26 protein-coding genes are annotated in these 26,665 nt (G+C 66.1%); 12 read left to right on the top strand and 14 right to left on the bottom strand.

The features are described 5' to 3' along the window. Positions 1–84 precede the first annotated feature (84 nt). Positions 85–1,941 carry an ABC transporter substrate-binding protein gene (locus tag FQU96_RS21660; protein WP_178130632.1) on the top strand — a complete coding sequence of 619 codons (1,857 nt, stop codon included), beginning with the start codon at positions 85–87 and terminating at the stop codon, positions 1,939–1,941. A 17-nt stretch (positions 1,942–1,958) separates the two neighbouring features. On the opposite strand, the gene tyrS is transcribed toward FQU96_RS21660, so the two are convergent. Further along, positions 1,959–3,230: a tyrosine--tRNA ligase gene (gene tyrS, locus FQU96_RS21655; RefSeq protein ID WP_146543425.1), complete on the bottom strand. Its 1,272-nt coding sequence runs from the start codon at positions 3,228–3,230 to the stop codon at positions 1,959–1,961. Between the two features lie 351 nt (positions 3,231–3,581). Between tyrS and FQU96_RS21650 the strand changes: the two genes are divergently transcribed. The 4 genes from FQU96_RS21650 to FQU96_RS21635 all read left to right on the top strand — a co-directional run bounded on the left by FQU96_RS21650 (position 3,582) and on the right by FQU96_RS21635 (position 7,406). Continuing rightward, on the top strand, positions 3,582–4,721 hold the full coding sequence (locus tag FQU96_RS21650; protein WP_178130631.1) for a PAS domain-containing protein: 1,140 nt from the start codon (positions 3,582–3,584) through the stop codon (positions 4,719–4,721). Between the two features lie 167 nt (positions 4,722–4,888). Continuing rightward, complete coding sequence (locus FQU96_RS21645; RefSeq protein ID WP_146543423.1) at positions 4,889–5,926, top strand: OmpA family protein; 1,038 nt, start codon at positions 4,889–4,891, stop codon at positions 5,924–5,926. A gap of 36 nt (positions 5,927–5,962) precedes the next feature. After that, on the top strand, positions 5,963–6,532 hold the full coding sequence (locus FQU96_RS21640; protein ID WP_146543422.1) for a hypothetical protein: 570 nt from the start codon (positions 5,963–5,965) through the stop codon (positions 6,530–6,532). A 169-nt stretch (positions 6,533–6,701) separates the two neighbouring features. Beyond that, positions 6,702–7,406 carry a class I SAM-dependent methyltransferase gene (locus FQU96_RS21635; RefSeq protein WP_146543421.1) on the top strand — a complete coding sequence of 235 codons (705 nt, stop codon included), beginning with the start codon at positions 6,702–6,704 and terminating at the stop codon, positions 7,404–7,406. A gap of 37 nt (positions 7,407–7,443) precedes the next feature. On the opposite strand, the gene FQU96_RS21630 is transcribed toward FQU96_RS21635, so the two are convergent. Genes FQU96_RS21630 through FQU96_RS21620 form a run of 3 tightly spaced genes read right to left on the bottom strand, consistent with a single transcriptional unit; the run spans position 7,444 to position 9,660 of the window. Then, positions 7,444–7,902: a RidA family protein gene (locus FQU96_RS21630; RefSeq protein WP_146543420.1), complete on the bottom strand. Its 459-nt coding sequence runs from the start codon at positions 7,900–7,902 to the stop codon at positions 7,444–7,446. A 29-nt stretch (positions 7,903–7,931) separates the two neighbouring features. Next, positions 7,932–8,744: a tRNA U-34 5-methylaminomethyl-2-thiouridine biosynthesis protein gene (locus tag FQU96_RS21625; protein ID WP_146543419.1), complete on the bottom strand. Its 813-nt coding sequence runs from the start codon at positions 8,742–8,744 to the stop codon at positions 7,932–7,934. Between the two features lie 31 nt (positions 8,745–8,775). Further along, positions 8,776–9,660, bottom strand: a complete 885-nt coding sequence (locus FQU96_RS21620) for a tRNA U-34 5-methylaminomethyl-2-thiouridine biosynthesis protein (protein WP_146543418.1) — start codon at positions 9,658–9,660, stop codon at positions 8,776–8,778. A 191-nt stretch (positions 9,661–9,851) separates the two neighbouring features. On the opposite strand from FQU96_RS21620, the gene FQU96_RS21615 reads away from it, so the two are divergent. After that, on the top strand, positions 9,852–11,003 hold the full coding sequence (locus FQU96_RS21615; RefSeq protein WP_146543417.1) for an IclR family transcriptional regulator C-terminal domain-containing protein: 1,152 nt from the start codon (positions 9,852–9,854) through the stop codon (positions 11,001–11,003). A gap of 7 nt (positions 11,004–11,010) precedes the next feature. Continuing rightward, the gene (locus tag FQU96_RS21610) at positions 11,011–13,074 is read left to right on the top strand and encodes a hypothetical protein (RefSeq protein ID WP_146543416.1); all 2,064 of its coding nucleotides are present in this window, start codon (positions 11,011–11,013) and stop codon (positions 13,072–13,074) included. 37 nt (positions 13,075–13,111) lie between these two features. On the opposite strand, the gene FQU96_RS21605 is transcribed toward FQU96_RS21610, so the two are convergent. From FQU96_RS21605 to FQU96_RS21590, 4 genes are read right to left on the bottom strand one after another with little or no spacing between them, the layout of a single operon-like run. After that, positions 13,112–13,948: an ABC transporter permease gene (locus FQU96_RS21605; protein ID WP_218574804.1), complete on the bottom strand. Its 837-nt coding sequence runs from the start codon at positions 13,946–13,948 to the stop codon at positions 13,112–13,114. Beyond that, positions 13,938–14,729, bottom strand: a complete 792-nt coding sequence (locus FQU96_RS21600) for an ABC transporter ATP-binding protein (RefSeq protein WP_146543675.1) — start codon at positions 14,727–14,729, stop codon at positions 13,938–13,940. Before FQU96_RS21600 ends, FQU96_RS21605 begins: the two co-directional genes overlap by 11 nt. Then, positions 14,729–15,739 (bottom strand): ABC transporter substrate-binding protein, encoded by a 1,011-nt coding sequence (locus FQU96_RS21595; protein ID WP_146543415.1) that lies wholly within the window; start codon positions 15,737–15,739, stop codon positions 14,729–14,731. Before FQU96_RS21595 ends, FQU96_RS21600 begins: the two co-directional genes overlap by 1 nt. Before the next feature lie 30 nt (positions 15,740–15,769). Further along, positions 15,770–16,612, bottom strand: coding sequence for a TauD/TfdA family dioxygenase (locus tag FQU96_RS21590; protein WP_146543414.1), 843 nt, complete (start codon positions 16,610–16,612; stop codon positions 15,770–15,772). A 168-nt stretch (positions 16,613–16,780) separates the two neighbouring features. Here FQU96_RS21590 and FQU96_RS21585 point away from each other — a divergent pair, with 168 nt between their 5' ends. Continuing rightward, on the top strand, positions 16,781–17,434 hold the full coding sequence (locus FQU96_RS21585) for a TetR/AcrR family transcriptional regulator (protein ID WP_146543413.1): 654 nt from the start codon (positions 16,781–16,783) through the stop codon (positions 17,432–17,434). Positions 17,435–17,455: 21 nt separating this feature from the next. On the opposite strand, the gene FQU96_RS21580 is transcribed toward FQU96_RS21585, so the two are convergent. From FQU96_RS21580 to FQU96_RS21555, 6 genes are all read right to left on the bottom strand, one after another. Continuing rightward, positions 17,456–18,145, bottom strand: a complete 690-nt coding sequence (locus FQU96_RS21580) for an ABC transporter ATP-binding protein (RefSeq protein ID WP_146543412.1) — start codon at positions 18,143–18,145, stop codon at positions 17,456–17,458. Next, complete coding sequence (locus FQU96_RS21575) at positions 18,138–18,893, bottom strand: ABC transporter ATP-binding protein (protein WP_146543411.1); 756 nt, start codon at positions 18,891–18,893, stop codon at positions 18,138–18,140. The genes FQU96_RS21580 and FQU96_RS21575 overlap by 8 nt, the downstream gene beginning before the upstream one ends. After that, complete coding sequence (locus tag FQU96_RS21570) at positions 18,890–19,873, bottom strand: branched-chain amino acid ABC transporter permease (RefSeq protein WP_218574802.1); 984 nt, start codon at positions 19,871–19,873, stop codon at positions 18,890–18,892. Before FQU96_RS21570 ends, FQU96_RS21575 begins: the two co-directional genes overlap by 4 nt. Beyond that, on the bottom strand, positions 19,870–20,721 hold the full coding sequence (locus FQU96_RS21565; RefSeq protein ID WP_255468439.1) for a branched-chain amino acid ABC transporter permease: 852 nt from the start codon (positions 20,719–20,721) through the stop codon (positions 19,870–19,872). Before FQU96_RS21565 ends, FQU96_RS21570 begins: the two co-directional genes overlap by 4 nt. A 35-nt stretch (positions 20,722–20,756) precedes the next feature. Continuing rightward, positions 20,757–21,959 (bottom strand): ABC transporter substrate-binding protein, encoded by a 1,203-nt coding sequence (locus FQU96_RS21560; RefSeq protein WP_218574801.1) that lies wholly within the window; start codon positions 21,957–21,959, stop codon positions 20,757–20,759. 209 nt (positions 21,960–22,168) lie between these two features. After that, entirely contained in the window at positions 22,169–22,936 is a 768-nt protein-coding gene (locus FQU96_RS21555; RefSeq protein ID WP_146543409.1) for a GntR family transcriptional regulator, read from the bottom strand. A 176-nt stretch (positions 22,937–23,112) separates the two neighbouring features. Between FQU96_RS21555 and FQU96_RS21550 the strand changes: the two genes are divergently transcribed. The 4 genes from FQU96_RS21550 (at position 23,113) to FQU96_RS21535 (ending at position 26,545) form a co-directional block, all read left to right on the top strand. Next, the gene (locus FQU96_RS21550) at positions 23,113–23,451 is read left to right on the top strand and encodes a hypothetical protein (RefSeq protein WP_146543408.1); all 339 of its coding nucleotides are present in this window, start codon (positions 23,113–23,115) and stop codon (positions 23,449–23,451) included. Further along, positions 23,444–24,283, top strand: coding sequence for a hypothetical protein (locus FQU96_RS21545; RefSeq protein WP_146543407.1), 840 nt, complete (start codon positions 23,444–23,446; stop codon positions 24,281–24,283). Before FQU96_RS21550 ends, FQU96_RS21545 begins: the two co-directional genes overlap by 8 nt. Beyond that, the gene (locus tag FQU96_RS21540; RefSeq protein WP_146543406.1) at positions 24,280–24,942 is read left to right on the top strand and encodes a cysteine hydrolase family protein; all 663 of its coding nucleotides are present in this window, start codon (positions 24,280–24,282) and stop codon (positions 24,940–24,942) included. Before FQU96_RS21545 ends, FQU96_RS21540 begins: the two co-directional genes overlap by 4 nt. A gap of 112 nt (positions 24,943–25,054) precedes the next feature. After that, complete coding sequence (locus tag FQU96_RS21535) at positions 25,055–26,545, top strand: 2-hydroxymuconic semialdehyde dehydrogenase (RefSeq protein ID WP_146543405.1); 1,491 nt, start codon at positions 25,055–25,057, stop codon at positions 26,543–26,545. The last annotated feature ends 120 nt before the right edge of the window (positions 26,546–26,665 follow it).

Raw genomic sequence — 26,665 nt, 5'->3', positions numbered from 1 at the left:
AGCGCTCGCGGGAACCAGATGGGCCTTACGACAGTCCGCCAGACACGCCGACAACACGTTCGGAGCCTGACGTTGGCGATGGCGATGATCGCATCCGCGGCGTGGAGCCGTGCGTCGCCGGCGCAGGTCCGTGACGTCGCGCCGCTGCCACCGCTGGCGCAACGGCTTCCTGCCGTGCCGTCGGTCGTAAGCACCTTTGCCGGCAGTGATGGGCCGGGGCGCAAGGGCGGCACGATCGAGATGCTGGTGGGGTCGGAGCGGGAAACGCGTGTGATGACGCTGCTGGGTTATGCCCGGCTCGTGGCCTTCGGCACCGATCTCGCGCTGCGGCCTGACATCCTTGAGTCCTATACGGTCGAGGAGGGGCGGCGGTTTACCTTTCGACTGCGCCCGGGGCATCGTTGGTCGGACGGCCACCCGTTCACGGCCGAGGATTTTCGCTTCTGGTGGGAGGACGTCGCCAACAACCGGGACCTCAATCCCAACGGCCCATCGGTCGAGATGCTTGTCGAGGGCCGGCCGCCTGTCTTCGACGTGGTCGACGACCGCACCGTACGGTTCACCTGGCACGCGCCCAATCCGTACTTCCTGGAGGCCCAGGCACGCGCGCTTCCGCTGTTCATCTATCGGCCGGCGCATTACCTGCGCCAGTTCCACGCCAGGTACGCCGAACCGGCCGCGCTGCAGGCGGCGATGAAGCGGTTCCAGGTGCAGGACTGGATGCGGTTGCACCACCGGCTGGACCAGATGTACGTCAACGACAATCCCGACATGCCGTCGCTGCTGGCGTGGATTCCCAAGACGCGGTTGCCGTCGATGCGGCTGATCTTCGAGCGCAACCCCTATTATCACCGGATCGACGCACAGGGCGTCCAGTTGCCCTACATCGACCGCGTGATCCTCAACGTCGTGTCACCCTCGGTCATCCCGCTCAAGGCCGGGACGGGAGAAGCCGGCCTGCAAGCCATCTACCTGAGGTTCGACAACTACACCTACCTGAAGAAAGGCTCGAAGAATTTTCCGTTCGAGGTGTACCTGTGGGAGACCGGGACCGGTTCGGAGCTGGCGCTGTACCCCAATTTCAATCACGTGGATCCGGTTCTGCGCGCGCTGTTTCGCGACGTTCGCTTCCGCCGCGCGCTGTCGCTGGCGATCGACCGCGAGGAGATCAACGAAGCCGTGTTCTTAGGCCTTGCCCGTCCGTCCAACAACACGGTGCGCCCCGACTCGGCGCTGTATCGGCCGGAGTATGGCGAGAAATGGACGACGTTCGATCCGCAGCACGCCAATCGCCTGCTCGACGACATCGGGCTGACCCGGCGCGGCCGGGATATCCGGCGCCTCCCGAACGGCCGCCCGCTGGAGCTGATCGTGGAGATGGCCGGCGACACCAAGGAGCAGACCGACATCCTCAACCTGATCGCATCGACGTGGCGCCAGGTCGGTATCAAGATGGTGTACCGCAACCATGCGCGTGACCTTTTTCGCAAGCGGGTCTTTGCCGGCCAGACCATGATCGCCGTGTGGGCAGGGGTGGAGAACGCGATGCCCACGAGCAACTCCAGCCCGCGCGAATTCGTGCCCGCCACGCAAGGCGACCTGCAATGGCCGCAATGGGGTCTCTACCGCGAGAGCAACGGCAAGGCCGGCGAGCCGAGCGACCTTCCCGAAGTGCAGCGACTGATCGATCTGCTGGGCAAGTGGGAGCGCGCGACGGGTGAAGCCGATCAGCGCGCGGTCTGGCATGAGCTGCTGGCCGCGCATGCCGATCAGCAGTTCACCATCGGGGTCATCGCCGGATCGCGCCAACCGATCGTGGTCAGTCGACGGCTGCGCAATGTGCCGCGGACGGGCATCTACAGCTGGCATCCCGGCGCGTATTTCGGAATCTATCGGCCGGATACGTTCTGGCTGCAGGATGCGGCGCCGTCGAAGCCGTAGCCCTCGCGTGCCGTCCATCAGTCCATCACGCTGACGATCACGTGGCGCTTGCGCCCGTGCGAGAGGCGCTCGGGAGCCGGTTGCGCGTGGCAGACGCGCGTGGCGTCCGTGACCAACGCGCCGTCGAGACGCACGCCGCGCCCGGCGATGGCGCGACGGGCCTCCGCTTTTGAGCGCGCCAAGCCAGCGCGTACGATCAGGTCGACGAGTGGGATGCCGCTTGCAAGCTCGGTCCGCGTCACCGTCACGACCGGCAACCCCTCGGCGGCCGCTCCCCGTCCGAAGGCTTGCCCGGCTGTTTCCGCTGCTTGTCGTGCGGCATGCGCGCCGTGGGCCAGCGCGGTCGCCTCGTCGGCAAGCCGCTCCTTGGCCGCGTTCAACGCCGCGCCCTGCCTTGCCGCCAGGTCTTCGATTTCGTCGAGCGGCAGGTCCGTGAACAGCGTCAGGAAGCGGCCGACATCGGCCTCCTCGACGTTGCGCCAGAACTGCCAGTAGTCGAACGGCGACAGTCGCTCGGCATTGAGCCACACCGCGCCCGCCGCCGTCTTGCCCATCTTGGCTCCCGACGCCGTGGTGAGCAGCGGCACCGTAAGCCCGAATACCGCCTCGCCCGTGGTGCGGCGCGTCAGCTCGATGCCGTTGATGATGTTGCCCCATTGGTCGGCGCCACCCATCTGGAGGCGCACGCCGAGCCGACGTGAGAGCTCCAGGAAGTCGTATGCCTGCAGGATCATGTAGTTGAACTCGAGGAAGCTCAGGGTCTCCTGCCGGTCCAGCCGCGCTTTCACGCTGTCGAACGACAGCATGCGGTTCACCGAGAAATGTCGGCCGATGTCGCGCAGCATCTCGATCCAGCGCAGGTCACCCAGCCAGTCGGCGTTGTCGACCATGACCGCGTCGGTCGGTCCGTCGCCGAAGGTGAGGAGACGGCCAAAGATTGTGCGGATACCGGCGATGTTCGAAGCGATCTGCTCGGCGCTCAGCATCGGCCGGACTTCCGAGCGAAAGCTTGGATCGCCGATGCGGCTCGTTCCGCCGCCGATCAGCACAATCGGCTTGTGGCCGGCCTGCTGCAGCCGGCGCAGTGCCATGATCGGCAGCATATGGCCGACATGAAGACTGTCGGCGGTCGCATCGAAGCCGGCGTAGGTGGGCACGATACCCGCCGCGAACGCTTCATCGAGGCCGGCGAGATGGGTCGCCTGATGGATGTAACCGCGCGCGAACAGCGTTCTCAGCACGGCCGAACGCGGTTCGACGGGGATGCCCGTTGGGGTGGTTGCACTCATCGCAGGTCTCCTGGCCGTATGCCGCCAGGAGGATTGCCCGAAAACAAAAGCCGCCCTGACGGCGGCTTGTCTCGGTCATGTCAAAACCGCGCCGCCCCTATCGGAACGTCGCGTAATAGAAAGCGGCGGTGAGCGCGGTCTTGATCATGGATATGCCCTCTATCCGATGGTCCTCGCCAAGGCAACCGGATCGCATCGGATCAGCTTGAAAAACCAGTGTGCAGACACACTTTCTTGACTGTGAGCGAATGCTCATATAATACCAGCGTGTGATGCTGTCGGAACGTGGCTCTCTCCGTTCCGATGCACTGCCTCTCCTGGAATCCGCGGTCGCTGCCACGAGGGCTGTACATGTCGCTTGCCGATGATGTGCTCGACCTGATCGGACAGATCTACGAGGCCGGTGTCGAACCCAGACTGTGGGATACGACACTGGTGCGTCTCGGCGAGCGCTTCGGCGCCAACGGCGGCATCCTGGCGACGACGGTGGGCAACGGCAACCAGTTGAGTTTCTCCAGCGAATTCGGCGCCGAGCCCGAATGGCAGGCACTGTACAATCGGGAATTCCACAGGCCTGAACTCAATCCGCTGTTTCCGGCGTTCCGGCGGTTGCGGCCCGGTCTGGCGTCGGCCGACTGGATGCTGCTGCCCAAACAGAACCTAATGCGCTCGCCGTTCTACAATGAATGGAGCGCGCCGCAGGACCGTCACGCGTATTTCGGCCTGGTGACGTCGGCGGGACCACAGGCGGTGGGCGCGATCATGTTCTGCCGCGGCCGGCGCCTTGGCGATTTTGCACCCGACGAGGTTGCGTTGCTGCAGGCCTTGTCGCCGCATCTGGTCCGGGCTGTCGGTTTCAGCCGGCGCCTGGGTGCACTGGCCGGTCAACGCGAGCTTTGCGGTGCGCTGCTCGATACCGCCGCCAATCCGATCATCGTGGTCGAGCCCGATGGCCGGATCGTGCACGCCAATCGCGCCGCGCGGCGCATCCTGCGCGCGGCCGACGGTCTGCTGGCACGGCGGGATCGCTTGACCGCGGCGCGACCGGCCGACACGTCGGCGATGCGGCGGCGGATCAGGGCCACGGCCGACCGTAACGCGGCCGCCTGTGAGACCTTCGCCGTGGCGCGGCGATCGGGTGCGCGGCCCTATGGTGTCGCGATGTCTCCGGTGCCGGTTCATGCGGTGGGCCTGGAGCCGAGCAGGGTGCTGGTTGCCATCTTCGTCGCCGACCCGGATGCCATGCCGCCTGATATGGCGAGCGCGCTGCAAACGGCGTACGGGTTGACTCCGGCCGAGGCCGCGCTCGTCGCGCTGCTCGCACATGACACGCCATCGCTCGCCGATGCGGCGGACCAGTTGGGCGTGTCACGGACCACGGTCAAGACGCATCTCAAGCACAGCTACCAGAAGACCGGCACGCAGCGGCAGACCGAGCTGATACGGCTGGCGCTGGCGTCATCCAGCGGACTGCATCGCCGCCCCGGCTGACAACCACGCCCGGCTGTTTTGTGCCTCCTCCTTTGGGAGGAGGCGCGCCGGCTCATTTTGATCTCCACTGTCGGCATCGTGCGACACGCAGTGTCCGTCCCGTCTGCCGTGGAGAGTCGACCTTGCGTCATCCCTGTCGTTTCGGTTTGGTCCTCGCAACGGCCGTGATGCTCACGCCCGACCTGGCGCTCGCCGACGCCACGGTTCCGACGCGGGATATTCCCAACGCGCGCGACAACCCGCTGCTGCGCCGCTACGACGGCAGCTTCATTGTCGACTACGCGCAGATGGCGTTCGACGAGTTCGAGCTGCCCGTGAGCACATTGAAGCAAGTGGCTGACAAGCGGGACAGCATGAACAACAGGGTCTTTGCGCCGGAACGCGCCGTGGCGCTGGAAGGACGCAAGACACGCATCGTCTACGTAGTGCCGCCCCAGCGCAGCCCGCTCGAAGTGATGAGCAATTACCAGGACGAGATCGTGGCCCGCGGCGGCGAAGCCATGTTCAGCTGCCGCGACGAGGCCTGTGGCGGCGACAACAGTCGAAGCAGCGACGGCGGCGGTGGCGACCAGAGCTTGATGATGCGGATTTATCCAAAGGCAGAGCTGCGCGCGCCATACAACAGCAACGGCTACTGCAGCGTCGTGTCGAATATATCGGGCCTGCGCTATGCCGCGGCGCGCGTGCCGACGCCCAACGGCGACGCCCATGTCGCGATTGCCACCTACTCTCTGCGCAATGACCTCTACTGCAAGGCGCTCAACGAGCGGACCATTGTTGTGGTGACCATCATCGAACCCAAGGCGCGCGAGCAGCGCATGGTGACGGTTGGCGTCCCCGAGATGAACAGCGCGCTCAACCGCGACGGCCGCATCGTGCTGCACAATATCCTGTTCGATTTCGACAAGGCCGACATCAAGCCGGAAAGCCGACCGCAGGTCGAGGAGATCGCCCGCTTGATGCAGGCAAGTCCGAACCTGCGCCTGCATGTCGTTGGCCACACCGACAACCAGGGGCAGCTTGCCTACAACATGGATCTATCGCGCCGGCGATCGCAGTCGGTGGTGCAGATGCTGGTGCAGGCACATGGCATTGCCGCCGCCCGGCTGACCGGTCACGGCATCGGGCCGCTCGCCCCGGTGGCACCCAACACCGACGACGCCGGCCGCGCGCGCAACCGCCGTACCGAGCTGGTTCCGCAGTAGACGTCGACCCATCGACATCGTTCACGGAGAACGTCCATGAGACGCATGCTTTGGCACGATACACGGGTGGAAGGCGAATCGCCCAAATTGGCATCCAACACACATCACAGCAATGAAGACAGCGACATCGACGGCTCCATCAACTGGGTCGCATCGTATGCCAAGTCTCAGGGCGGCCTCAGCGAGTTGATCATCATCTGCCATGGTGCCTATGTAAGCGCGAACGCAGTTCGCGGCGTAACCGACGCAAGCACGCCGATACCGGGATTCGGACTGGTTCTGTGCAAACAGAAACTCCATCTGGGCAACATCAACAAGGTGCAGGTCTGGAAGCCATGGATCCAGCGCGTGACGATCTACGCTTGCGGCGCAGCCAGAACTGAGCCCGGCAACGAGGGTACGTGGGGCGACGGAATGCGTTTGATGGGAGAGTTCGCGATATACAGCGGTGCCTATGTCATTGCCCCGCGGGATCCGCAGACCTACTCCCACTCAACGGGCTGGTTCTCCTCGGCCATAGACTTCGGTCAATGGGAGGGACCGGTTTACGCGTTCGATCCGCGCGACGGAAAAGGTAAGCCGTACAGTCCGGGCCAGATGAGGTAGCCAGCAGCAGCAGAGGGTGCGGCAGTTGGTACACGGCGACTGTCGTGCGGGTGGGTCCGATCCGGCCACTGCCGTGGGTACGCCGTTCGCAGCGCGAAGCTGCGAGCCTAAAGTTAAGGTTTGTGTCGGCATCAGGTAAAGTTATGATATAACATCTCTTTATTACGAGATGGTCCCAATGGAAGCAATCAAAAGCACCGTGTTCCGGTACTGGAGTGAGCACGCGTCATCGTTCAATGCGCGAGCGTCTCATATCGAATTCGCCCAGGAGTGGGCTGCGGTGTTGGCGCAGGCGGTCCCGATGCCGCCGGCTCGGGACGTGGTGGATTTGGGAACAGGAACCGGCGCATGCGCACTGATCCTGGCCGCTTTGGGTCACAGGGTGACCGCCGTCGATGGTGCTGACGGCATGCTGGTGCAGGCACGGCAAAACGCCGAGGCCATGGGCGTCGATGTCCGGTTCGTTCAAGGGGATGTCGATGATCCCAAGCTTCCGCTCGCCAGCTGGGACGTGATCTGCGCGCGAAACCTGTTCTGGACCCTGCCCGATCCCAGTCGCACGCTGGCGACGATCCGAGGTCTTCTGCGACCTGGTGGCGTCCTGCTGTTCTCGGACGGTGTCTGGCGGGACCCCGCCGATCCGGCTGGTGCATCGGACACGACGTACGGGGACGTGAACGACAGTCTGCCCTTCTATGGCGGCATTGAACTGGCCGATGCCGAAGCGCTGCTGAACCGCAACGGTTTCGGCGACATCCGGCACTGGCATCACCTTTTTGCCACCCATCCATATCCGAAGCCAACGCCGAGACGTTTCTTCGTACTGACGGCGTCCCCGATTTCAACGCCTGGCGCCGTCGAAACCACCACGTGACAGGCAAGAGGAAGGCCGGATGCTCTGTATCTGGTGACTACCGATCGGACTCGTGGTCGAGGGGAGAAAAGGCGATCGCCTTCATTTCGATGAGCAGCAGAGGGTGCGGCAGCTGGTGTACGGCAACCGTCGTTCGGGTGGGTCCGTTCTCGTCGAAGGTGGATGCCCAGACCTCATTGAATCCTTCGTAGTCGTTCATGTTGACCAGGAAGCAGCTGACCTCGACCAGGTCCTTCAAGGACAGGCCGGCACTGGCCAGGATGTCCTGAAGGTTGCGGATGACGGCGCGCGTCTGCACGCGGATATCGACGCGCGCCACGCCCATCGTGTCGGCGTCGCCACCCTCGAACGTGTTGTCGGGACGGCGCGCGCTGGTGCCGGAGATGAAGACGAAGTCGCCCGCCCGGCGATAGTGAGGAAAGCGACCGCGCGGCGTTGCTTTGCCTTTGACGACTCCGGTGGGAACCGACGCGCGGCTGTCTTGGGTCACGGTCATGATCGAGGATGCGCTCCTGCGCTGCGCGGTTACGAAAGCTGGAACTCGACGACGGCGGCGCCGGCGCCGTAGGTGGCGCCGTAGCCGTGAACGACCGCGCGCTTGAAGTCGCCGACGCCACCCAGCAGCCAGGCCAGGTGTTTCATGCCCATGTCGCCCTTGGCCGACCCGTTGTAGTGGCCGACCGCGTCGCGCAAGGCGCCGGCGCCGCCGCGGGTCATCGCCTCGAGCAGGGTCCGGTTCGCCTGGTCGTCCGCCGCGTTGACGATGTGGTCGTGGCTGATGTCGATGTCGCGATCGAAGTAGCTGGCCGACAGGCCGCCGATGGCGATCACCGCAGCCCGCTTGTCGTGCTTGTTCGCTTGCGCGGCGGCCAGCTTGCCCAGCGTCTCGGTCTTGGCGAAGTCATGGTACAGATTGTTGGAGGCCACCACCGCCGGGATCTTGCCGCCGGGGTTGAGGAAGGCGTTGGCGACAATGGTGCCGGTGTCGATCGGGAAGCCGTCATAGTCGACGGGCTTCGAGCGGATGCCGGCGGCGCTCGCGGCATCGATGCAGGCCTTGGCCAGGGCCACGTCGGCACGCAGGTCCATCTGCAGGTCGCCGAACGCGTACCAGTTCTCATCGACGTGCAGGCCGGTGCTGTGCGGGCGCGTCTGCCACAGCTCGTCGAGCACGGCGATCCACTGGGTCGAGTAGATCAGCAGGACATCGGGCTTCGATTGGCGCAGCACGTCGCCGGCGGCGCGGGCCGCCTGGGCGAGCGCAGCCCACGGCGCGTTGTCTTCCTTGAGTAGAGGCAATGGGTTTCCCGGTACGAGAAAGGCTGAAACGACCGGCATGGTGGTCTCCTGGCGAGCGAGGATGGCGGGATCAGGCGGCGAGCCGCCATTCCATCACGGCATTGCCGGTGCCGATCACCGTGCCGTACCCATGCAGTTCGGCCGGTATGCTCGGGTAGTCCATGGCCGCGATCATCCATGGGAACGCGCCCGACTTCACTTCGGCGAAGGCCTCCTCGACCCATTGCGGGAAGAGCCGCATCACTTCGCGGATCTCGCCTTTGCGCATCAGCTCGATCATCCGCATGTCCCATTGATAGCCCTGGTAGCTCTGCGGATGCTCGCGGCTCATGTCCTCGGGAATCTCCGGTTCTTCCTGGAAGTGGTAGTGTGAGAACGTGTTGGAGCACAGCAGCACCGCGCGCTTGCCACTCTTCTCGATCGCGCGCCGGGTTGCCTTGCCCAGCGTCTCCATCTGCTCGACGCCCGTGTTGAGGTCGAGATAGTAGGGCGAGTTGTTGGCCGAGATGCCCACCACGGGGATGTCCCATTGCGGGCGGATCATGTGCAAGGTCGTGATCGTGCCGTAGTCGACCCGGAAGTTGGGATTGCGCATCATCTTTGCGGTCAGCCCCAGCTCCTGCGTTTCGGCACAGCATGCCTCGGCCAGCGCGACATCCACGGTCATGTCGAACTGGTAGCGGAAGAGATTGGGGAAGATCGGATCGACCGATTTTCCCGACAGCCGCGGCACGCCCAGGAAGTGGTGGCCGACCAACGTCGTCCAGTGCGGCGAGTGGACCAGAAGGACATCGGGCTTCAGCGCCTCGATGCTCTTGCGCGCCCGTTCATAGGCCCAACGCAGCGGCTCCCAGCCGCCCTGCGCCCGCGGTTCGTTCTGCGGCGGATTTTCCGCATAGACGAGATGCGGCGGGTGGGGCGCGACGAAACCGGCGACAATTTTTCCCTGGGTCATGGCCGTTTCCTCTTTGGAAATCTCAAATAGTGAGATATGATTATTGATAAATAAGATTGCTCTATCGGGCCCGTGCGTCAAGCGAAAACACCTGTTGCGGACGGGCGAGCATCCGCGCGTGCGCGCCGAACGACAGATCGACAAGAGGTGCGACCATTCGCGGCCATACCCTCACGCCCAAGAACAATTCCGTGGCCAAGGCCTTTGCCATCCTGCGCGCCATCGCGGCCGCTGATCGCGACGTCAACGCGCGCGACCTGGCGCGGGCGATCGACAGCAACATGGCCACGGTTCACCGTTTTCTGCTGACGCTCGAGGAGGAAGGGGCCGTGGCTCGCGGCCGGCGTGGTGGATTTCACCTTGGGCCGGGTTTGGCGCAGCTGGGTGGGCGGGTCGAAGGTGACCAGCTGTTGATCAACGCTGCGCAGTCGCATCTCGAAGCCCTTGCCGAAGCGTTCCGCGAGGTCGTGCATTGCGTTGCCCGCAGCGGCAGCCAGGCGATCAATGCCGCGGTCGCCAAGCCGGACCGGTCGCTGCTCATCGCGCATCCCGTCGGTGAGCCGTTTCCGATGCATTGCTCGGCGGCGGGCAAGCTGTTCATCGCGGCAATGAGCGACCATCACCGCAAGACGTACCTGGATGCGACGCCGCTGGAGCGTTTCACGGCGGCGACCATCACCGATCGCGGTGCGTTGGAGCGACAACTGCGCAACATCCAACAGCAACGCTTCGCGGTCGATGACGAGGAATGGGAAGAAGGTTTGCGCTCGATCGCCGTCCCGCTGCGCAATGCGCGGGGCAACGTCGTGGCGGCCATCGCGCTGTCGGCGCCGGCATCGCGCCTGACCGACGCGAAGCTGCCGGCGGTACGGGCCGCGCTCGAGACGCGAGCGCACCAGATCGAGCGATCGCTGTTCGTCGAAAGCCGGACCTTTCCCGCCACGGCGCGGCCGCGGGCGAACTATCCGCACCTCAAGCGCGTCGGTGATTTCATCTTCGTGTCGGGAACCAGTGCGCGGCGGGCCGATGACAGTTTCGAGGGCGTGTCCTTCGTCAACGGCAAGGCCAAAATCGATATCGCGACACAGACCCGCTACACCCTGGAAAAAATACAGGACATGCTGAAGGCGATCGGCGTGTCGCTGGACGACGTGGTGAACGTCAGCGCGTATCTTACGGACATGGCGGACTATGACGCGTTCAATCGTGCCTACGGCGCATTCTTCCCGGGCGGCAGTCCGGCGCGCAACACGGTGGCGGTCAAAGCGCTGCCGCATCCGCACCAGGCAATCATGATCACGGCGGTCGCGCACAAGGCCCGCGCCCTGCCGGGCGGCGATTGAGCCGCGGATGGCCGATGTCCCGCGCGCCGACGAGGATCCGGCGACCGGCTTCTTCGCAGCGTTGAAGGGCGCGCTCGATGCGCTGGACCCCGATGCGGCGCTGATTGCGCTGGCGCGCGCGAGCGCACCACAAATCATCGCGATAGCGCCGACGGACAGCGCTCCCCTCCACCCATTGCTGGGCGTCGCGGCGGCGCTCTTCGCGCAGGCGCTCAACCGGATGGGCCACCCGGAGACGGTCGCGCCGGTGCTCGGCTGGTTCTGCGATTGCCTGGCGCCGCCGCATCGGCGCGGCGAAGGACACTGGCGGCTCACGACGGCTTTCCCGTTCGTCTGGATGGGACTGATCGATGCGGCGTTGGGGCAGGGTGACCAGACCGCGGCGGTCGATGTCTTCGTCCATGCCTGCGATGCCCGGCGCCATGGGCGTGCCGATGCCACGACGGCCGATCCGCTGGCGGTGGCCCTGATCGCCCATGCCGGCGCCCAGCGTCAGGACAGCTTTGTGCTGTCGCCGGCATCGCTGCTGGAGCGCGGCGAGGCCATCCTCGGGCTCGGGCCGCTCGATCGGCGGCTGGAGCGAGTGCAGGCATTCCACGCCGGCTTCGTCGCCATCGCGCTGGTCGCCGACGCGGCCGGACGCGTGCTGCCGCTCGTCGAGGCGGAGCTTCCCGCGTATCTGGCGGCGCCAACGATCGACAACAGCCACTTCGAGTTCAATGCCATCTGCGTGCTGGCCGCAACGGGCCGCGACGCGCAGGCGCTGGAGGCGGCACGCGCGCTGGCGCGGCGCGGCTATGGTCAGGCCTGGCGGTTCAATCTTGCCACGGCGGAGACGATGGGCTGGACGCAGGAAATGCGCCAGAACGAGTGGCTGGGGCACCTCGCCACGACGCCGCAATATGCGACTTTTCTGCGCGCGTACGTGATTCGGCCATTTCAGCCGCACGGTCCCGAGACGACTGCGCTATGCGCCGTGCGCGATGGCAGGTGGAGCGGCAAGAAGCCGCGCAAATGCGCGATCTCGAAAGCGCCGATCGCACCCGGCGCGCCGGTCGTGCGCTACCGTCACCTGTTCGGCCGGGCACTCGACGGTGCCTTCCACATCGCCGCGGAGGAGGCCTTCGCGGCCTCACCAGCGCAGCAGGCGCGTGACGCCTTCGAGGCCGAGCGGATCCCGCTCGCGGCGCTGTTTCCCTTCGCGCATACGGTGGACGGCCACTGGGACAGTCCCCTGATCGCGGCATTCCATTTCGACATCGCCCGCGATCCGGCAGCGTTCGACATCGATCGTGCCGCGCGGCTGATTGCCGAGCATGCACCGCCGCCCATCCGCCGCTATTGGATCAAGGGGCCGAGCCGGGCCGAACAGGTGCCGGCGTTCGCGCCCTTCGCCGGCGATGACGGTCACGGCGATGCGGTCAATTTTGCCTGGCGCCTGATCAAGGCGGGCCATCGCGCGGCGTTGCTGGCGGCTGTTGCGACCCGACCGGAGGCCGACAAGGTCTTCGCGATGCTCGCGACCTTCGATGATGCCGACCTGCGACAAGCGGCGGCGCGGCACTTCGATCTGCCGGATCTTCCCGAGACCATGGCGCGCGCCTTCGCGGAGCGGCCGACACTGGACGATCACTGGGCGCTGGCGGCCTATGGCGATGCCCATCCGCGCTTTCGCGCCGCGCTCGTGGCGGCGATGTCGGCCTACGGACTGCATCTCTATTCCAACAACCATCCGACCGCCGACTGGTTTCTCCAGGGACTGGAGCACTACGCCTATGCCGGCGGCTCCCAGCTTCTCTTCTTCCTGATCGATCATCCGCGGGACGAACCGGTCCTGGCCGAGGTGGTCCGTGAGATGTGGATCCCCAGCGGCTGGAGTGCGCACGACGCCTACGGCAACACCGGGCTCTTCTATGTGCGCACGGCGTTGCTGCATTTCGCGCGCCACGCGCCCGATAAGCTCCAGGCCTGGCTCGCCCGCCCGTGGTGCGATCTCGCGAAGGGAATGGCCAAGGAGCGCGAGACCCTGCGGCTGGTGAAGCAGGCGACGAAGTCGTCGCGGCGCCGGTGAACCTTCGCCTCGATCGCCCGGCGCGGATGATCGGGTGCTATTGCCAGTCGAGCAGGGTGCGTTCCAGGCGGTTCATCAGGGACGTCACGCCAAGCCCCAGGAAGGCCAACAGGAACAACAGCCCCATCACGCCGTCCATGCTGAAGGTCGACTGCAGATAGGCCAGCGTCTGGCCCAGGCCGTGCTCCGCAGCGATCAGCTCGGCGCCGACCACGCCCAGCAGCGCGAAGATCAGGCCCAGCCGGAAGCCGGAGAAGATCACCGGCACGGCCGAGGGCAGCGTAACCTTGGTGAATACCTGCTGCGGCGTCGCGCCCAGTGCCTTGGACAGCACCAGATGGTCGCTGTTGACGCTGCGGATACCGGCCACCGTGGCCGACAGCACGATGAAGAATGTGAGACTGAACCCGACGGCGATCTTCGATCCGATGCCCAGTCCGAACCACAGCAGGAACAGTGGCGCCAACGCGATGCGCGGCATCGCGTTCAGCAGCGTGAGATAAGGCTCCGACGCCCGGTGGAAGCCGGGGAAAACCATGAACAGCAGGCCGGTTGCCACGGCGCAGACGCTACCGCCGATGAAGGCGATCACGGCTCCGGCCAGAGTGTAGCCGAGCTCACGCCACAGCGTGCCGCCGGTGACGAAACCCTTCCACAGATAGGCGGCGATGCCGGAGGGGCGGCCGAAGAAGGCGGGGTCGAGCAGATCCTGGCTGGCGGCGAGCTCCCACGCGCCGATCAGCGCGGCGATGAACAGCACGTGCCGCAGCCACAAGGGGACGGTTCGTGGCCCGATGCGTCGTGCGACGCGCCCGCCTGCCGGGGCCGCGGCCATGATCGACACCAGCCGTTCGGACCGCGTGCTAATGGACATGGCCGGCCATCCCCTGCTCGAGCAGACCCCAGAGACGCCCGTAAAGCGCGTGGAAGCGCGGATCGTTCTGCAGCGCGCGGATGCTGCGCGGCCGCGGCAGGTCGATCGGCACGTCGGCCAGGATGCGGCCTGGCCGGGCGCTCATGACGATCACGCGGTCCGACAGCGCCACCGCCTCGGCCAGGTCATGGGTCACGAACACGACAGTCTTGCGATCGGCCGACCACAAGTCCATCAGCACGTCCTCGAGCTGCAGCTTGGTTTGGGCATCGAGCGCGCCGAACGGCTCGTCCATCAGGAATACCGGGCTGTCGAGCACGAAGGTGCGCGCCAGCGCGCAACGTTGGCGCATGCCGTGCGACAGCGCCTTGGGGTACTGGTCGGCGAAGGCATCCAGGCCGACGCGCGCCAGCAAGGTCCGGGCGCGGGCCTCGCGCTCGACCCTGGCGACGTTGCGTACCTCCAGGCCATAGACGGCGTTGCCCAGGGCGGTGCGCCACGGCATCAGGCTGTCGCGCGCCAGCATGTAGGCGATGTCGGGATTGCCCGGCCGCGGCGCCTTGCCCAGCACGCGCGCCTCGCCGTCCGGCGTTTCCGCCAGCAGGCCGGTCAACAGGTTCAGGATGGTGGTCTTGCCGCAGCCGCTGGGGCCGACCAGCGAGACGAACTCGCCCGGGGCGATGGTGAACGAGGCGTTGTCGACGGCCAGGACCGGCGCGGCGGTGCCGCCGCCGAACCGCACGCTGAGGTCGCGCACCTCGATGGCGCAGGCGGTTTCCATCACGGCGCCTTTTCGTACAGCAGCGGCGCGGTGTCGACGGCGGCTTCGATCTGCCTTGTGGCCAGCATGTTGTCGGCGATCTGCTTGAGCGCCGGCCGGCTGATCGCGATACGGTAGCTGGGAACCGCGTCCTTCAGCGACACCGCCATGATCTCCTCGCCGCGCGGCATGTCGAACTTGAAGAAGCCCTGGGCGATCTTCAGCAGCTCGTCGAAATTGCCCGGTGCCTGGATGAAGGCTTCAGCATCGCGCGCCGCCGCGATCAGCGCCTCGGGCACGTGCGGTGACTTGGCGGCCGCGTCGCGGGTCATGACCGCCACGACGGAAGCACCGTTGGTGCCGGCCACTTCGGGCGGTTCGGTAGCGATGCCGGCGCGGTATAGCGTGCGGCAGGTCTTGAGCACCACGCACATCGAGTTCGACGGCTCGAAGGTCATGTTGGCATCGACCTGCTTGGAGATCAGCGCGCCGTAGGATGTGTTGGGGGCGCCCACCGCCACGAATGTGAAGTCCTCGGGCTTGAGCCCGGCGCGCCGCGCCAGCTGCCCGAACTGCAGCTCCGCGATCGAGCCGCGCGCGGTCACGCCGATCTTCTTGCCTTTGAGGTCGGCCATGAAGGCGGGATAGCCGCGGTCGGCGGCCGGTGCGTCGGCATCGTTGCGCACGGTGATCAGGAACGGATTGCGCTGTCCGATGCTGAGCAGCGCCACGAGGCGGGCACCCTTGAGCCCGGCCATGATCTGCACCTCGGGCCCGACGACGGCGACGTCGATGCTCTTGGCCAGCAATGCCTGGGCGCCCAGCGGTGCCGACGGAACAGTCTGCAGCTGGCAGGTGATGCCGTGCTTCTCGCAGTAGCCCTTGGTGACGGCGACCCGGTAGATCAGGTTGCCGATGCCGGGATAGTCCTGGATCTTCACCGTCTCGCCGCGGCCTTGCGCCAGCGCGGCGGAAAACGATACGCCCATGAATGCGACGACGGTCGCGGCGATGGCCTTGGCCCTGGTCATGACGACTCCTTCGGCTGGGGTCCGCGACAGTCAGTTCAGGGGCTCGCCCTCCAGCGTGATGCGGTGCATCAGGCGCCGCTCGCCGTGGTAATCGTTGATCGCGAAATGCCAGGTCGCGCGGTTGTCCCAGAACGCAATCGAGCCTTCGCGCCACGAGAAGCGGGTATGGAACTCCGGCCGCATCGCGTGGGCGTAGAGATAATCCAGCAGCGGCTTGCTCTCGGCCGCCGTCCAGCCTTCGAAGTGAATGGTGAAGCCGGGATTCACGTAGAGCGTCTTGCGGCCGCTGCCGGGGTGGCGGATGACGACGGGATGCACGGCGTCCTGGGTCGCCTGTTCGGGGTTGCCGATGCGATCGCCGACGCCCTTCGTATACAGGGACTTGGCGCCGAAGACGTGCCGGCTGGAATGCACGGCGCGCAGCCCCTCGAGCGTGCGCTTCAGCCCGTCAGACAACGCATCATAGGCGAGGCTCATGCTGGCAAACATGGTGTCGCCGCCGCGTGGCGGCACCTCGCGCGCCAGCAGCACGGAGCCCAGTGCCGGGACCTGGTCGTAGCTGTGGTCGGTGTGCCAGCCGCCGCCGATATTGGTGGTCTGGGCCGGCTCCTTGCGCACCTCCGCGATCTGCGGATAGTCCGCCACCGCCTTGAAGAAGCGGTTGACGTTGATCGGCGCGAAGCTGCCGGCAAAAGCGATGTGCTGCTCGGGCGTCAGCACCTGGTCGCGGAAGAAGATCACGCCGTGCTCGTACAGTGCCTGGCGCAACTCCTCGGTTTCCGCCGGCGAGAGCGGCTGCGAGAGGTCGATGCCCAGAATCTCGGCGCCCAGGGCACCCGAGGTGGGACATACGTCAAATCGGGCATTGCGCATGACGTTCCTCCAGCTTATCGTTATAAATAGAATTGTAGTTCTGATTCTAGTTTTAATGCAAGGCAAATCGAAAACCTGGGCGCCTGCTGTCGTCCCGAGCGCCGCGAGGGATCTAGGCGCCGCCATACGCCATGTGCGATAGCACGGACGTGGACGGGGGCCGATGTCATGCTGGATGAGGAACTCCTAGCCGGTGCCGATATACCGGGGATGCGGCCGGTGCAGCAGCAGCGCAGCCGGGATCTCGTGGTGCGGCTGATGAACGAGGGCCTGGCGCTGCTGCAGGACCATGATTTCGACAGCCTCTCGATCGAGGCGCTGTGCGCGCGGTGCGAGGCTACGGTCGGTTCGTTCTACGGCCGCTTCGAGAGCAAGGAAGCCTTCATCGATACGCTGCAGCGGCTGGTGGTGGCGGACGCACGGCGATACCTCGACACCACCTACGCCTCGGATGCGGTGCCGGACGACAGTCTGCCGCATCTGCTGGCCTGGATCTGCAAAGGCGGCGTGCAGTGGTATCGCGATCATGAAGGGCTTGTGCGTGCCTGCCTGCGCCGTGCCACGCATGACCGCCGGACCTGGACCCCCTTGCGCGAGGCTGGTCGCCTGCATGTCGCCTACGCGCTGCCGCGCATCGTGGCGCTGTCGCCGCCCGAGTCCGGTACGGCCCTGCAGGAGCGCATCGCGTTCGCCTTCCAGATGCTGTTCGGCACGATGAACAACATGGTGTTGATCGACCCCGGTCCGATCTCGCTGCGTCATCCCTCGGTCGCGCGCACCCTGGCCGCCGCCATGCACCAGCTGATCGTGGTGCGGGTGTGAGCCGCCGTGCTGCGTTCCGCCTCACACCGAAATCAGCGGGCGCAGGGTATCGAAGTCGGCGAGCAGGGCCTGGGACTGGTCCTGCCGGATGATCTTGCCGCGATCGAGCACGATGGCCTTGTCGCTCAGCCGCAGCGCGTCCTCGGCGTGTTGTTCGACCAGGATGATGGCGAACCCGTAGTCGCGCCGCAACCGCCGGATCGACTCTTCCAGTTCCTCGACGATCACCGGCGCCAGTCCCTCGAACGGTTCGTCGAGCGCCAGCAGGCTCGGGTTGGTCATCAAGGCGCGGGCGATCGCCAGCATCTGCTGCTCGCCGCCCGAGAGATGGTCGCCGTGATTGCGCCGGCGCTCCTTCAGGCGCGGGAACATCGCATAGGCGTCGGCCAGTCCGAAGCGGCCCGGCCGTGCCGCGACGCGCAGGTTGTCCTCGACGGTCAGCGAGGGGAAGATGTCGCGCTCCTGCGGCACCCAACCGATGCCGAGGGCCGCCCGTTCGTTGGCAGCGCTGCGGCTGATGTCTGCGCCGCGCCAGCGGATGGTGCCGCCCGAGATGACAGCATGGCCCATCAGCGCGAGGATCAGCGTGGTCTTGCCGACGCCGTTGCGGCCGAGGACCGCCAGACCCTCGGCCTCGTCCAGGCGCAGGGTGATGCCTTCCAGCACGATGGCTTCGCCATAGCCCGCCGTCAGGCTGTCGATCTCAAGCATGCGCGCCTCGCCGGCCGAGATAGACTTCCCGGACCTGCGGGTTGGCGGCGATGTCCGCCGGCGTGCCCTCGGTGAGGACCTGTCCCGCGACGAGCACCGTGATGCGCTCGGCGAAGCGGAATACCAGCCGCATGTCGTGCTCGATGAAGACGAGCGTCAGGCTGTCGGGCAGGGCGTGGATACGTTCGAAGATCGCTTCGCTGTCGGCCGCCGGTACGCCGGCCGCCGGTTCGTCGAGCACCAGGACACTGGGACGCGCCGCCATGGCGAGCGCAATCTCGAGCAGGCGGCGGCTGCCATAGGGCAGGGTGGCGACCAGTTGATCGGCCAGCGGCAGCAGGTGCACGAATTCAAGGCAGGCGCGTGCCTCATCGAGCGCGGCGCGATCGGCCCGCGCGGAGCGCCAGAAGATGCCGGTTCGGCGGTTGCGCTCGAGCACCGCGAGCCAGACATTGTCCAGGACCGACAGGTTGGCGAACAGCTGGTTGATCTGGAATGTCCGCACCAGGCCCTTGTGCACCCGTTGGGCTTCGGACAGGTGCGTCGCGTCCTCGCCGGCCAGCATGATGCGGCCGGCGGTCGGCTTCAGGCTGCCGGTCAGCGCATTCACCAGCGTCGTCTTGCCGGCACCGTTGGGTCCGATCAGCGCGTGGCGCGCGCCGGGACGGATGGCGAGTGATACCTGGCGCACGGCCTCGAAGGCACCGAAGCGGATGCTGAGGTCGCTGGTGGCGAGCGCTGCCGTCATGGCTGCCGCCGGCGGCTCAGCCGCTCGATGATGCCGCCGATACCGCCGCGCGCCAGGAAGACCGAGGCCATCAGCACGATGCCGAGGCCGAGCTGCCAGTAGCGCGGGCTCACCGTCGACAATGCGTCCTTGACCACGCCGAAGGCGGCGGCGCCGATACCGACCCCTGCGAGGTGGCCGTTGCCGCCCAGGGTCACGACCATGACGATCTCGGCCGAGCGTTCGAAGCCCAGCATGTCCAGCGAGGCGAACCGGCTGGTTTGCGCCAGCAGTGCGCCGGCGATGCCGGCGACCGCGCCCGACAGCAGATAGGCCACCGCCAGATGGCGCGCGACCGGCGAGCCGATGGCCGGCATGCGCCGGGCATTCTCGCGGATGCCGCGCAACGCCATGCCGAAAGGCGAGTTCGTCACGCGCCACAGCGCCAGGTAGACCAGAAAGAACGTAGCCAGGGCGTAGATGAAGCCCGTCCTGCCCTCGAAATCGAAGGCAAAGAGGCCGAGCAGCGGCGCGACCTCGAAATCGGACAGCCCGTCGGCGCCGCCCGTCAGGTCGCGCAGCCGGTTGGCGGCCTCGTACACCAGGGACGCGACCCCGAGCGTCACGAGAAGGCGCGTGAAGTCGTTGCCGCGCACGACGATCGGGCTCAACACCAGCGCGATCAAGGCGGGGACCGCGGCACCCACCGCCAGCCCGAGCAGCGGATCGGTGAGGCCGGCCCGCGCCAGGATGGCGCTGCTGTAGGCGCCCAGGCCGAGAAAGACGGCATGGCCGAGCGAGACGATCCCGGCGTGTCCCTGCAGCAGGTCGTAGGACAGCGCGAAGATCATCAGCACCAGGATCTGCGTTGCCAGCGCGAAGTGGTTCGGGAAGAGGAAACCGCTGGCGATGAGGGCAGCGAACAGCAGCGTCGTTGCCCCGCTGATCGGCAGCCGCATGCCGGGCCCGACGGCGAGGCCGCTGTCTTTCAGCAAGGTCATGCCGCGCGTCCCCTCAGGCCGGACGGCCTGACCAGGAGAACGGCGACCAGCAGGCCGAAGATCACGAAGCCGCCGGCCTCGGGCAGGAAATACTTGAACAGCGCGTCGACCGTGCCCAGCACCAGCGCCGCCTGCAGCGAGCCCGCGATCGAGCCGGCGCCGCCGATGGCCACCACCATCAACAGGATGGTCAGGTATTTGAGGGCGAAGGCGGGGTCGAGCCCGAGCATCTCGACGGAGAGCGCGCCGCCCAGACCGGCCAGCCCGGCACCCAGGCCGAAGGTGACCGCGAACAGGCGCTCGACCTGGATGCCGATGCCTTCGGCGGCACGGCGGTTGTCGACGGCGGCGCGGATGCGCGCCCCGAACAGTGTGTATTCGAACAGGCAGACCAGCGTGATCGCGGTCGCCGCGCCCATGCCGATCAGGAACAGGCGGTAGCGGGCGATCTCGAGGCCGAGCACGGTGACGCGCCCTGACAGCAGTGACGGGATCTGGATCGCCTGTTGTTGCGGGCCGAAGACCAGGTTGGCGAGCGCGCCCAGCGCCAACGCCAGGCCAATGGAGAACAGGACCTGCTCCAGGGCCGTGCGCCGGTACAGATGGCGGATGCCGGCGCGTTCGATCGCGATGCCCGCGGCGCCGATGGCGAGGAAGACGATCGGCAGCGAGAGCAGGAAGGGCAGGCCGGCATCGACCAGCACGACGGCGAGATAGCCGCCACCCATGGCGAAAGCGCCATGGGCGAGATTGATGAACCGCATCAGGCCCAATGTCACCGAGAGTCCGACCGCGGACAGGAACAGCAGCATGCCGTAGGCGACGCCGTCCATGATGATGGCGATCACGTTGGACACGGGTGGCCGGATCCCTTGGCGGCGAATCAGCGCGGGGTTTTGCCGGGGTCGGCGACCGCCTTGTACGTATCGAAGCTGCGGTTCTGCCAGCGACCGTCGATCTTTTCGCCGCGGCGGATGTAGACATCCTGGACGATGTCGCGCGTCTGCGCGTCGATGGTGATTGCACCGCGCGGGCTCGCGAGCGTCATCCCCTTCATGGCGGCAAGCAGGCCTTCAGCGTCCGTCTTGCCGCCGGTCTTGACGACCGCCTTGTACAGCAGGTCCATTGCGTCATAAGCCTGCACGGCCCTGAAATTCGGGGTCGCGTCGGCGCCGGCGATGTCCTTGTAGGCCTTGATGAAACGCTCGTTCTCGGCCGTGGCGATGCCGAGCTGGTAGTGGTGGGCGGAGATGACGCCGTCCAGCCCGTCGCCGATCAGGGGCAGCGAATTGTCCTCGACGACATCGCCGGTGACCAGCAGCTTGATGCCGGCACCGGCGAGGTTGCGCTCGCGCGTGGCCTTCATGAAGGCCACGGAAACGTCGCCGCCGGGATTGAAGGCGAACAGCGCATCCGGCTTGGCCTCGATGACGCGCTGCAGGTACGGCGCGTATTCCATCGAGGTGATCGGCGTGCGCACCGAGCCTGCGACCTTGCCGCCGCCGGCGACGAAGGCCTTGGTGAACCAGGTTTCCGCGTCGATGCCGGGCGCGTAGTCGGACACCATCGTGTAGACGGTCTTGATCCCGTTCTTCGCCGCCCAGTCGCCCAGCGTGGCCGCCGACTGCGGCAAGGTCCAGGAGACGCGCACGAAATACGGCGAGCGTTCCGTGATGATCGAGGTCGCGGCGTTGACGATGATCGCCGGACGCTTGGCCTCGCTGAGCAGGGACGCCGTCGACATCGCGTTGGGCGTGAAGCTGTAGCCGATGATGGCATCGACCTTTTCGCGCAGGATCAGTTCCTGCGTCAGACGGCGTGCGAGGTCGCCCGAACCGGGTCCCTGGTCATCGCGCGTGATGATCTCGACCGACAGTCCCGCGACCGTCTTGCCATGAAGCTTCTGGTAGGCGGCGATGCCCTGCTCGTACTGGCGGCCTTCGTTGCTGAACACGCCCGACAGCGGCAGGATCACGCCGATGCGCAGCTTGTCGTCCGCCGCGGGCGCGGCGCCCGGCGACAGTCCGACGGCAAGGGCAAGGCCACAGATCGCGGCGCGCAGCGCCGAGCGCAAACTGCTGTTCACGATCACCTCCCTCGTCGAACCCGGCGGTGCTTCTTGGTGCGGGCCGCTGCCCGTTGCCCGCTGGTCGACACAAGTTCACGTCGTGCGACCGTTACTGCCGGTCGCACCATGCCACCCCAGAAGACCATCCAATTTGAGGGTCGTCAAATAATTTATGAATTTTCTTTTTTACATGAAAAAATTGAAACGTAGGGAATCGTTGCCGCGCGCTACTTTTTCTTCGTCCCGCGTTTGCGTTCGCCGCCGGCCGTCTGTTCGTCGAGCTTGGCCAGGGTCGCCTTGGCACCGCGCGCGATGTGATCGGCCAGCAGCCGGCAAGCCTCCGTCTCGTCGCGGGCCAAGCACGCGTCCAGAATCGCCTTGTGTTCGGTGTGGATCGAGGGCCGCAGCTTCGGGTAGCGCACGACGGCGCGCCGGTAGCGCTCCGATTGCTCGTAGAGCAGCGCGCAGAAGTGCAACAGCCAGGGCGAGCCGCAGGCCGCCTCCAGCGCGGTGTGGAACGCGCTGTTGCGCTTCTCCCATTCGTCGGCGTAGCTCGCCGGATCGCCGACCAGGCTGGCTTCCATCCGCGACATGCGGTGGTAGGCCGCGACGATGCCGGCTTCCCAATGCTCGTCGCCGTTGGCGATGGAGCGGGCGAGCGCCAAGGTCGAAAAGCGCTGTCGCAGGTCCGCGACATCGAGCAGCTCCGCACGCGTGATGGGCGCGACCTGAAAACCGCGCTGGCCCTCGCCGCGAACGAGCCCTTCGACCGCCAGGCGCGACAGGGCCTCGCGCACGGGATTGCGCCCGATGCCGTAGCGTTCCTCGAGCTGATCGGGGCGCAGGCGGACGCCCGGTGCGAATTCCCCGGTGATGATGTCCTGGCGCAGCCGGATGAGCGCATCGTCGGCGTGGGTTCGCGGTCCGGCGTGCCGGATCAGCCACGCCGACGGACCCCATTCCGGCGTCGTTGTCTTCCGCAAAAACTCGCTCATGCGCACTCTCCGTCCGGACGATGCGGCTTGGTTCCGTTCGCGGTCCACGCCGCCGTCGACGCCAGTTTAGCTGAATTTCTGAGAATGTCTGTTTGCATCAAAAGGGTGTAGTTTACGAATTTTCTTGTTTGCATAAATTTTTGGCCATACAAGACGCCCACCGAGGAGGGCTGACGATGGCGAATGAATTCGATCCCGATCTGCCAACCAATCGGCTGATCTTCGACGTCAGGCGCGACAATGACGTGTGGCCACACTTCAAGGAGCGCCTGGAAGACCTGATGGAGCGTTACGGTCTGAGCGCTCCCGAGCGCGACGCGCTGCGCAATGTCGATGTCCGGCGCCTCGGCGAGCTCGGCGTTCATTCCTACTTCCTGCCGCAGATCACGCGGCTCATTCACGGCGCCGCCAACAACACGGCACGGAGCGCCGCCGCGCAGGCTTACCGGCAGTCGTTCGGCGATCGGATCGTCGAGCACCGGGACGCGACCGTGACGGAGACATCCCATGGCTGAGTTCGTCTCGATCATGGCGATGGCGCATGCGCCTGGCGTGACCGGCTGGATCGAGTCGTGTCCGCCTGCCGATCAGCACGCCATCCAGGCAGGCTACCAGGAGCTGGCGGCGATCATGCGCGCGGCCAGGCCCGACGTGATTATCGGGATCGCCAACGATCACCTGTTGAACCTGCCGTTGAAGGATCCGCCGCATTGGCGTGTCGATGGCGCGGCGCAGTGGACGGGACCGGCGGAGTTCTTCAAGGCGTGGCTGAAGCAGCCTGGATACCAGGTGCGCGGGCGGCCCGACATTGCCGAGATCGTCGCTCGCGAGGCGATCGCGGCGGGCCATCACATCGATCGCGGCGATGGGCTGCTCTTCGACGACAACTGGTCGGTGCCGCTCTGGTATCTCGGTTACGACGTGCCGATCCTGCCGATCCATATGAACTGCATCAATCCGCCGGTACCGGAACCGATCGATTGCATTCGCTTCGGGCAGGAATTGCGGCGGATCGTGCGCGATGTCCTGCCTGCAGGGCTGCGCGTCGCATTGATGGGAACCGGTGGCCTGTCGCACGAGCCGGGCGGGCCGCGCTATTTCACCATGGATCCGCAATTCGATCGCTGGTTCCTCGACCTGATGGCGGAAAGCGACGCCGAGCGCGTGATGCGCGAGGCGACGGTTGACCGCATGAACGAGGTCGGCGGCGGCGGTACGACCGAACTGCTGGCCTGGATGGTCGCGATGGCGGCGGCGGGCGGAACCGGGGCGCGCACGGTCTTCTACGTGGCTTCTGCTGAAATGCGCTGCGGCATCGGTGCCAGCGTCTGGTCGCGCTTCGCATGACCCGCTTCGCCAGCCGTGTCGTTCTGGACAGCGTCGCGGAACGGCTGTCGCCGCGCCGCTCGGCCCTTGTCGTGGTCGACATGCAGAACGATTTCTGTGCGCCCGGTGGCTATATCGACGGCATCGGCAAGGACGTCTCCGGCCTGGCGGCCATCGTTGCGCCGCTCAACCGGTTGCTGGAGGCGGCGCGCCGGGTACGGGTGCCCGTGGTCTGGTTGACCGCCTGTTACGAGGCGCAGCACATACCGCCGTCGATGGTGGTGCAGAAGCGGCGCATCGGTGCCGCCGCGGTCTGCTGCGAAAGAGGCACCTGGGGTGCGCAGTTCTTCGGCGTCTGCCCAGCGCCCGATGAAGCCGTTTTCGAGAAGCACACCTATTCCGGCTTCTCCAACCCCGACCTCGGACCGCACCTGAGTGCGCTGAAGCGCGAAGCCCTGGTCTTCTGCGGGGTCCAAACCAACGTCTGTGTCGAATCGACGTTGCGGGACGCCCATAGCCGCGGGTTCGATGTGGCGATCGTGGAAGACGCGGTGGGATCTCACGCCGAGGCGCTGCACCGCGCCACGCTCGCCAATGTCAGCTTCCTGTTTGGCGACGTCGTGGCGGCGGCCGACCTGAGCCGGTCGTGGTCGGCGCGCGACGATCACGTCGCCGTCTAGACCAAGACTGTCATCCCGAGCGTCGCGAGGGATCTTGTTCTTCTTGCTGCTGCACAAAGATCCCTCGCTTCGCTCGGGATGACAGCGGGCAGCGAATTGCCAGGAGAGAGTGATGGCCACCGCCGTGAACACCCGCGCCGACAAGGTCGCGCACCTGTCGCACTTCATCGACGGTCGCTTCGTGCCGACCGCGCGCAGCCACTTCGAAAATCGCAACCCGGCCACCGGCGCGATCGTCAACCTCGTGCCCGAAGCCGACCCGGCCGTGGTCGATGATGCGGTCAAGGCGGCGAAGCGGGCCTTGAAGGGCCCTTGGGGCAAGATGAGCGAGCAGCAACGTTCGGCCATACTGCGCAAGGTTGCCGACGGCATCATGGCACGCTTCGATGATTTCCTCGCGGCCGAGGTGCTCGACACCGGCAAGCCGAAGAGCCTTGCCGCGCACATCGACATTCCGCGCGGGGCGGCGAACTTCAACATCTTCGCCGACCAGGTGCTGACGCTGTCGACGGAAACGTTCCGGACGGCCACGCCGGACGGTGCCGGCGCCCTGAACTATGCCATCCGCGTTCCGCGTGGCGTCATCGGGGTCATATGCCCGTGGAACCTGCCGTTGTTGCTGCTGACCTGGAAGGTCGCGCCGGCGCTCGCCTGCGGCAACACGGTCGTCGTCAAGCCCTCGGAAGAGACGCCGACCACGGCAACACTGCTGGGCGAGGTCATGAACGAGGCCGGCGTACCGCCGGGCGTCTACAACGTCGTGCACGGTTTCGGCGGTGACAGTTCCGGCGAATACCTGACACGCCATCCCGGTGTCGACGGCATCACCTTCACCGGCGAGACCGGCACCGGCACCGCGATCATGCGCGCCGCTGCCGACGGCGTGCGGCCGGTTTCACTGGAACTCGGCGGCAAGAACGCCTCGCTCGTGTTCGCCGATTGCGATCTCGACAAGACGATCGAGGGCGTGACGCGCGCGGTGTTCGCCAATTGCGGCCAGGTCTGCCTGGGCACCGAACGGGTCTACGTCCAGCGGCCGATCCTTGCGGCCTTCACGCAGCGCCTGAAGGCGGCGGCGGAAAGGCTGCAGCCGGGCAATCCGTTCGACACCGCGACCACGATCGGCCCGCTGATCAGCCAGGCCCATCGCGACAAGGTCTTGTCCTACTACGCCAGGGCGAAGGCCGATGGCGCCGAGATCGTGACTGGTGGTGGCATCCCGGCGCTGCCGTCACCCTATTCATCGGGGTTCTTCATCGCGCCGACGATCTGGACCGGTCTTGCCGAGACGTCGGCCGTGATGCGCGAGGAGATCTTTGGGCCGTGCTGCAGCATCGTGCCGTTCGATGATGAGGATGCGGCGATCGCACTGGCGAATGACAGTCCCTATGGGCTTGCCACCGCGATCTGGACCGAGAACCTCGCCCGCGCGCATCGTGTCGCGGCGCAGGTCGAGGTCGGCATCACGTGGGTGAACGCCTGGTTCCTGCGCGACCTGCGCACGCCGTTCGGCGGGTCCAAGCAGTCCGGCATCGGCCGCGAAGGCGGCGTGCACTCGATGGAGTTCTATACCGAACTGCGCAACGTCTGCATCAAGCTCTGATCCACGCCCCTTCTCCCCGCGCAGTGCTTTCCTCCTCCACGCAGTGGGGGAGGTGGCCGAAGGTCTTCAGCCGCAACATGGGTAACAGTTTGTGCTCACCACATGGGTAACAGTTTTCTC

Origin of the sequence: Reyranella sp. CPCC 100927, assembly GCF_007859315.1 — a bacterium.
Lineage (GTDB): Bacteria > Pseudomonadota > Alphaproteobacteria > Reyranellales > Reyranellaceae > Vineibacter.
The sequence above is the reverse complement of the archived record's forward strand: the minus strand, read 5'-3'. Positions and strand labels throughout refer to the sequence as shown.

Excerpts from the sequence above, each read along its gene's own strand:
- FQU96_RS21645 (WP_146543423.1), top strand. The coding sequence starts at position 4,889 with ATGCTCACGCCCGACCTGGCGCTCGCCGACGCCACGGTTCCGACGCGG.
- FQU96_RS21590 (WP_146543414.1), bottom strand. The coding sequence starts at position 16,612 with ATGCGCAATGCCCGATTTGACGTATGTCCCACCTCGGGTGCCCTGGGC.
- FQU96_RS21650 (WP_178130631.1), top strand. The coding sequence starts at position 3,582 with ATGTCGCTTGCCGATGATGTGCTCGACCTGATCGGACAGATCTACGAG.
- FQU96_RS21625 (WP_146543419.1), bottom strand. The coding sequence starts at position 8,744 with ATGCCGGTCGTTTCAGCCTTTCTCGTACCGGGAAACCCATTGCCTCTA.
- tyrS (WP_146543425.1), bottom strand. The coding sequence starts at position 3,230 with ATGAGTGCAACCACCCCAACGGGCATCCCCGTCGAACCGCGTTCGGCC.
- FQU96_RS21610 (WP_146543416.1), top strand. The coding sequence starts at position 11,011 with ATGGCCGATGTCCCGCGCGCCGACGAGGATCCGGCGACCGGCTTCTTC.
- FQU96_RS21620 (WP_146543418.1), bottom strand. The coding sequence starts at position 9,660 with ATGACCCAGGGAAAAATTGTCGCCGGTTTCGTCGCGCCCCACCCGCCG.
- FQU96_RS21595 (WP_146543415.1), bottom strand. The coding sequence starts at position 15,739 with ATGACCAGGGCCAAGGCCATCGCCGCGACCGTCGTCGCATTCATGGGC.
- FQU96_RS21580 (WP_146543412.1), bottom strand. The coding sequence starts at position 18,145 with ATGCTTGAGATCGACAGCCTGACGGCGGGCTATGGCGAAGCCATCGTG.
- FQU96_RS21570 (WP_218574802.1), bottom strand. The coding sequence starts at position 19,873 with ATGACCTTGCTGAAAGACAGCGGCCTCGCCGTCGGGCCCGGCATGCGG.
- FQU96_RS21550 (WP_146543408.1), top strand. The coding sequence starts at position 23,113 with ATGGCGAATGAATTCGATCCCGATCTGCCAACCAATCGGCTGATCTTC.
- FQU96_RS21635 (WP_146543421.1), top strand. The coding sequence starts at position 6,702 with ATGGTCCCAATGGAAGCAATCAAAAGCACCGTGTTCCGGTACTGGAGT.
- FQU96_RS21540 (WP_146543406.1), top strand. The coding sequence starts at position 24,280 with ATGACCCGCTTCGCCAGCCGTGTCGTTCTGGACAGCGTCGCGGAACGG.
- FQU96_RS21555 (WP_146543409.1), bottom strand. The coding sequence starts at position 22,936 with ATGAGCGAGTTTTTGCGGAAGACAACGACGCCGGAATGGGGTCCGTCG.
- FQU96_RS21605 (WP_218574804.1), bottom strand. The coding sequence starts at position 13,948 with ATGTCCATTAGCACGCGGTCCGAACGGCTGGTGTCGATCATGGCCGCG.
- FQU96_RS21575 (WP_146543411.1), bottom strand. The coding sequence starts at position 18,893 with ATGACGGCAGCGCTCGCCACCAGCGACCTCAGCATCCGCTTCGGTGCC.
- FQU96_RS21640 (WP_146543422.1), top strand. The coding sequence starts at position 5,963 with ATGAGACGCATGCTTTGGCACGATACACGGGTGGAAGGCGAATCGCCC.
- FQU96_RS21535 (WP_146543405.1), top strand. The coding sequence starts at position 25,055 with ATGGCCACCGCCGTGAACACCCGCGCCGACAAGGTCGCGCACCTGTCG.
- FQU96_RS21545 (WP_146543407.1), top strand. The coding sequence starts at position 23,444 with ATGGCTGAGTTCGTCTCGATCATGGCGATGGCGCATGCGCCTGGCGTG.
- FQU96_RS21585 (WP_146543413.1), top strand. The coding sequence starts at position 16,781 with ATGCTGGATGAGGAACTCCTAGCCGGTGCCGATATACCGGGGATGCGG.
- FQU96_RS21660 (WP_178130632.1), top strand. The coding sequence starts at position 85 with ATGATCGCATCCGCGGCGTGGAGCCGTGCGTCGCCGGCGCAGGTCCGT.
- FQU96_RS21600 (WP_146543675.1), bottom strand. The coding sequence starts at position 14,729 with ATGGAAACCGCCTGCGCCATCGAGGTGCGCGACCTCAGCGTGCGGTTC.
- FQU96_RS21630 (WP_146543420.1), bottom strand. The coding sequence starts at position 7,902 with ATGACCGTGACCCAAGACAGCCGCGCGTCGGTTCCCACCGGAGTCGTC.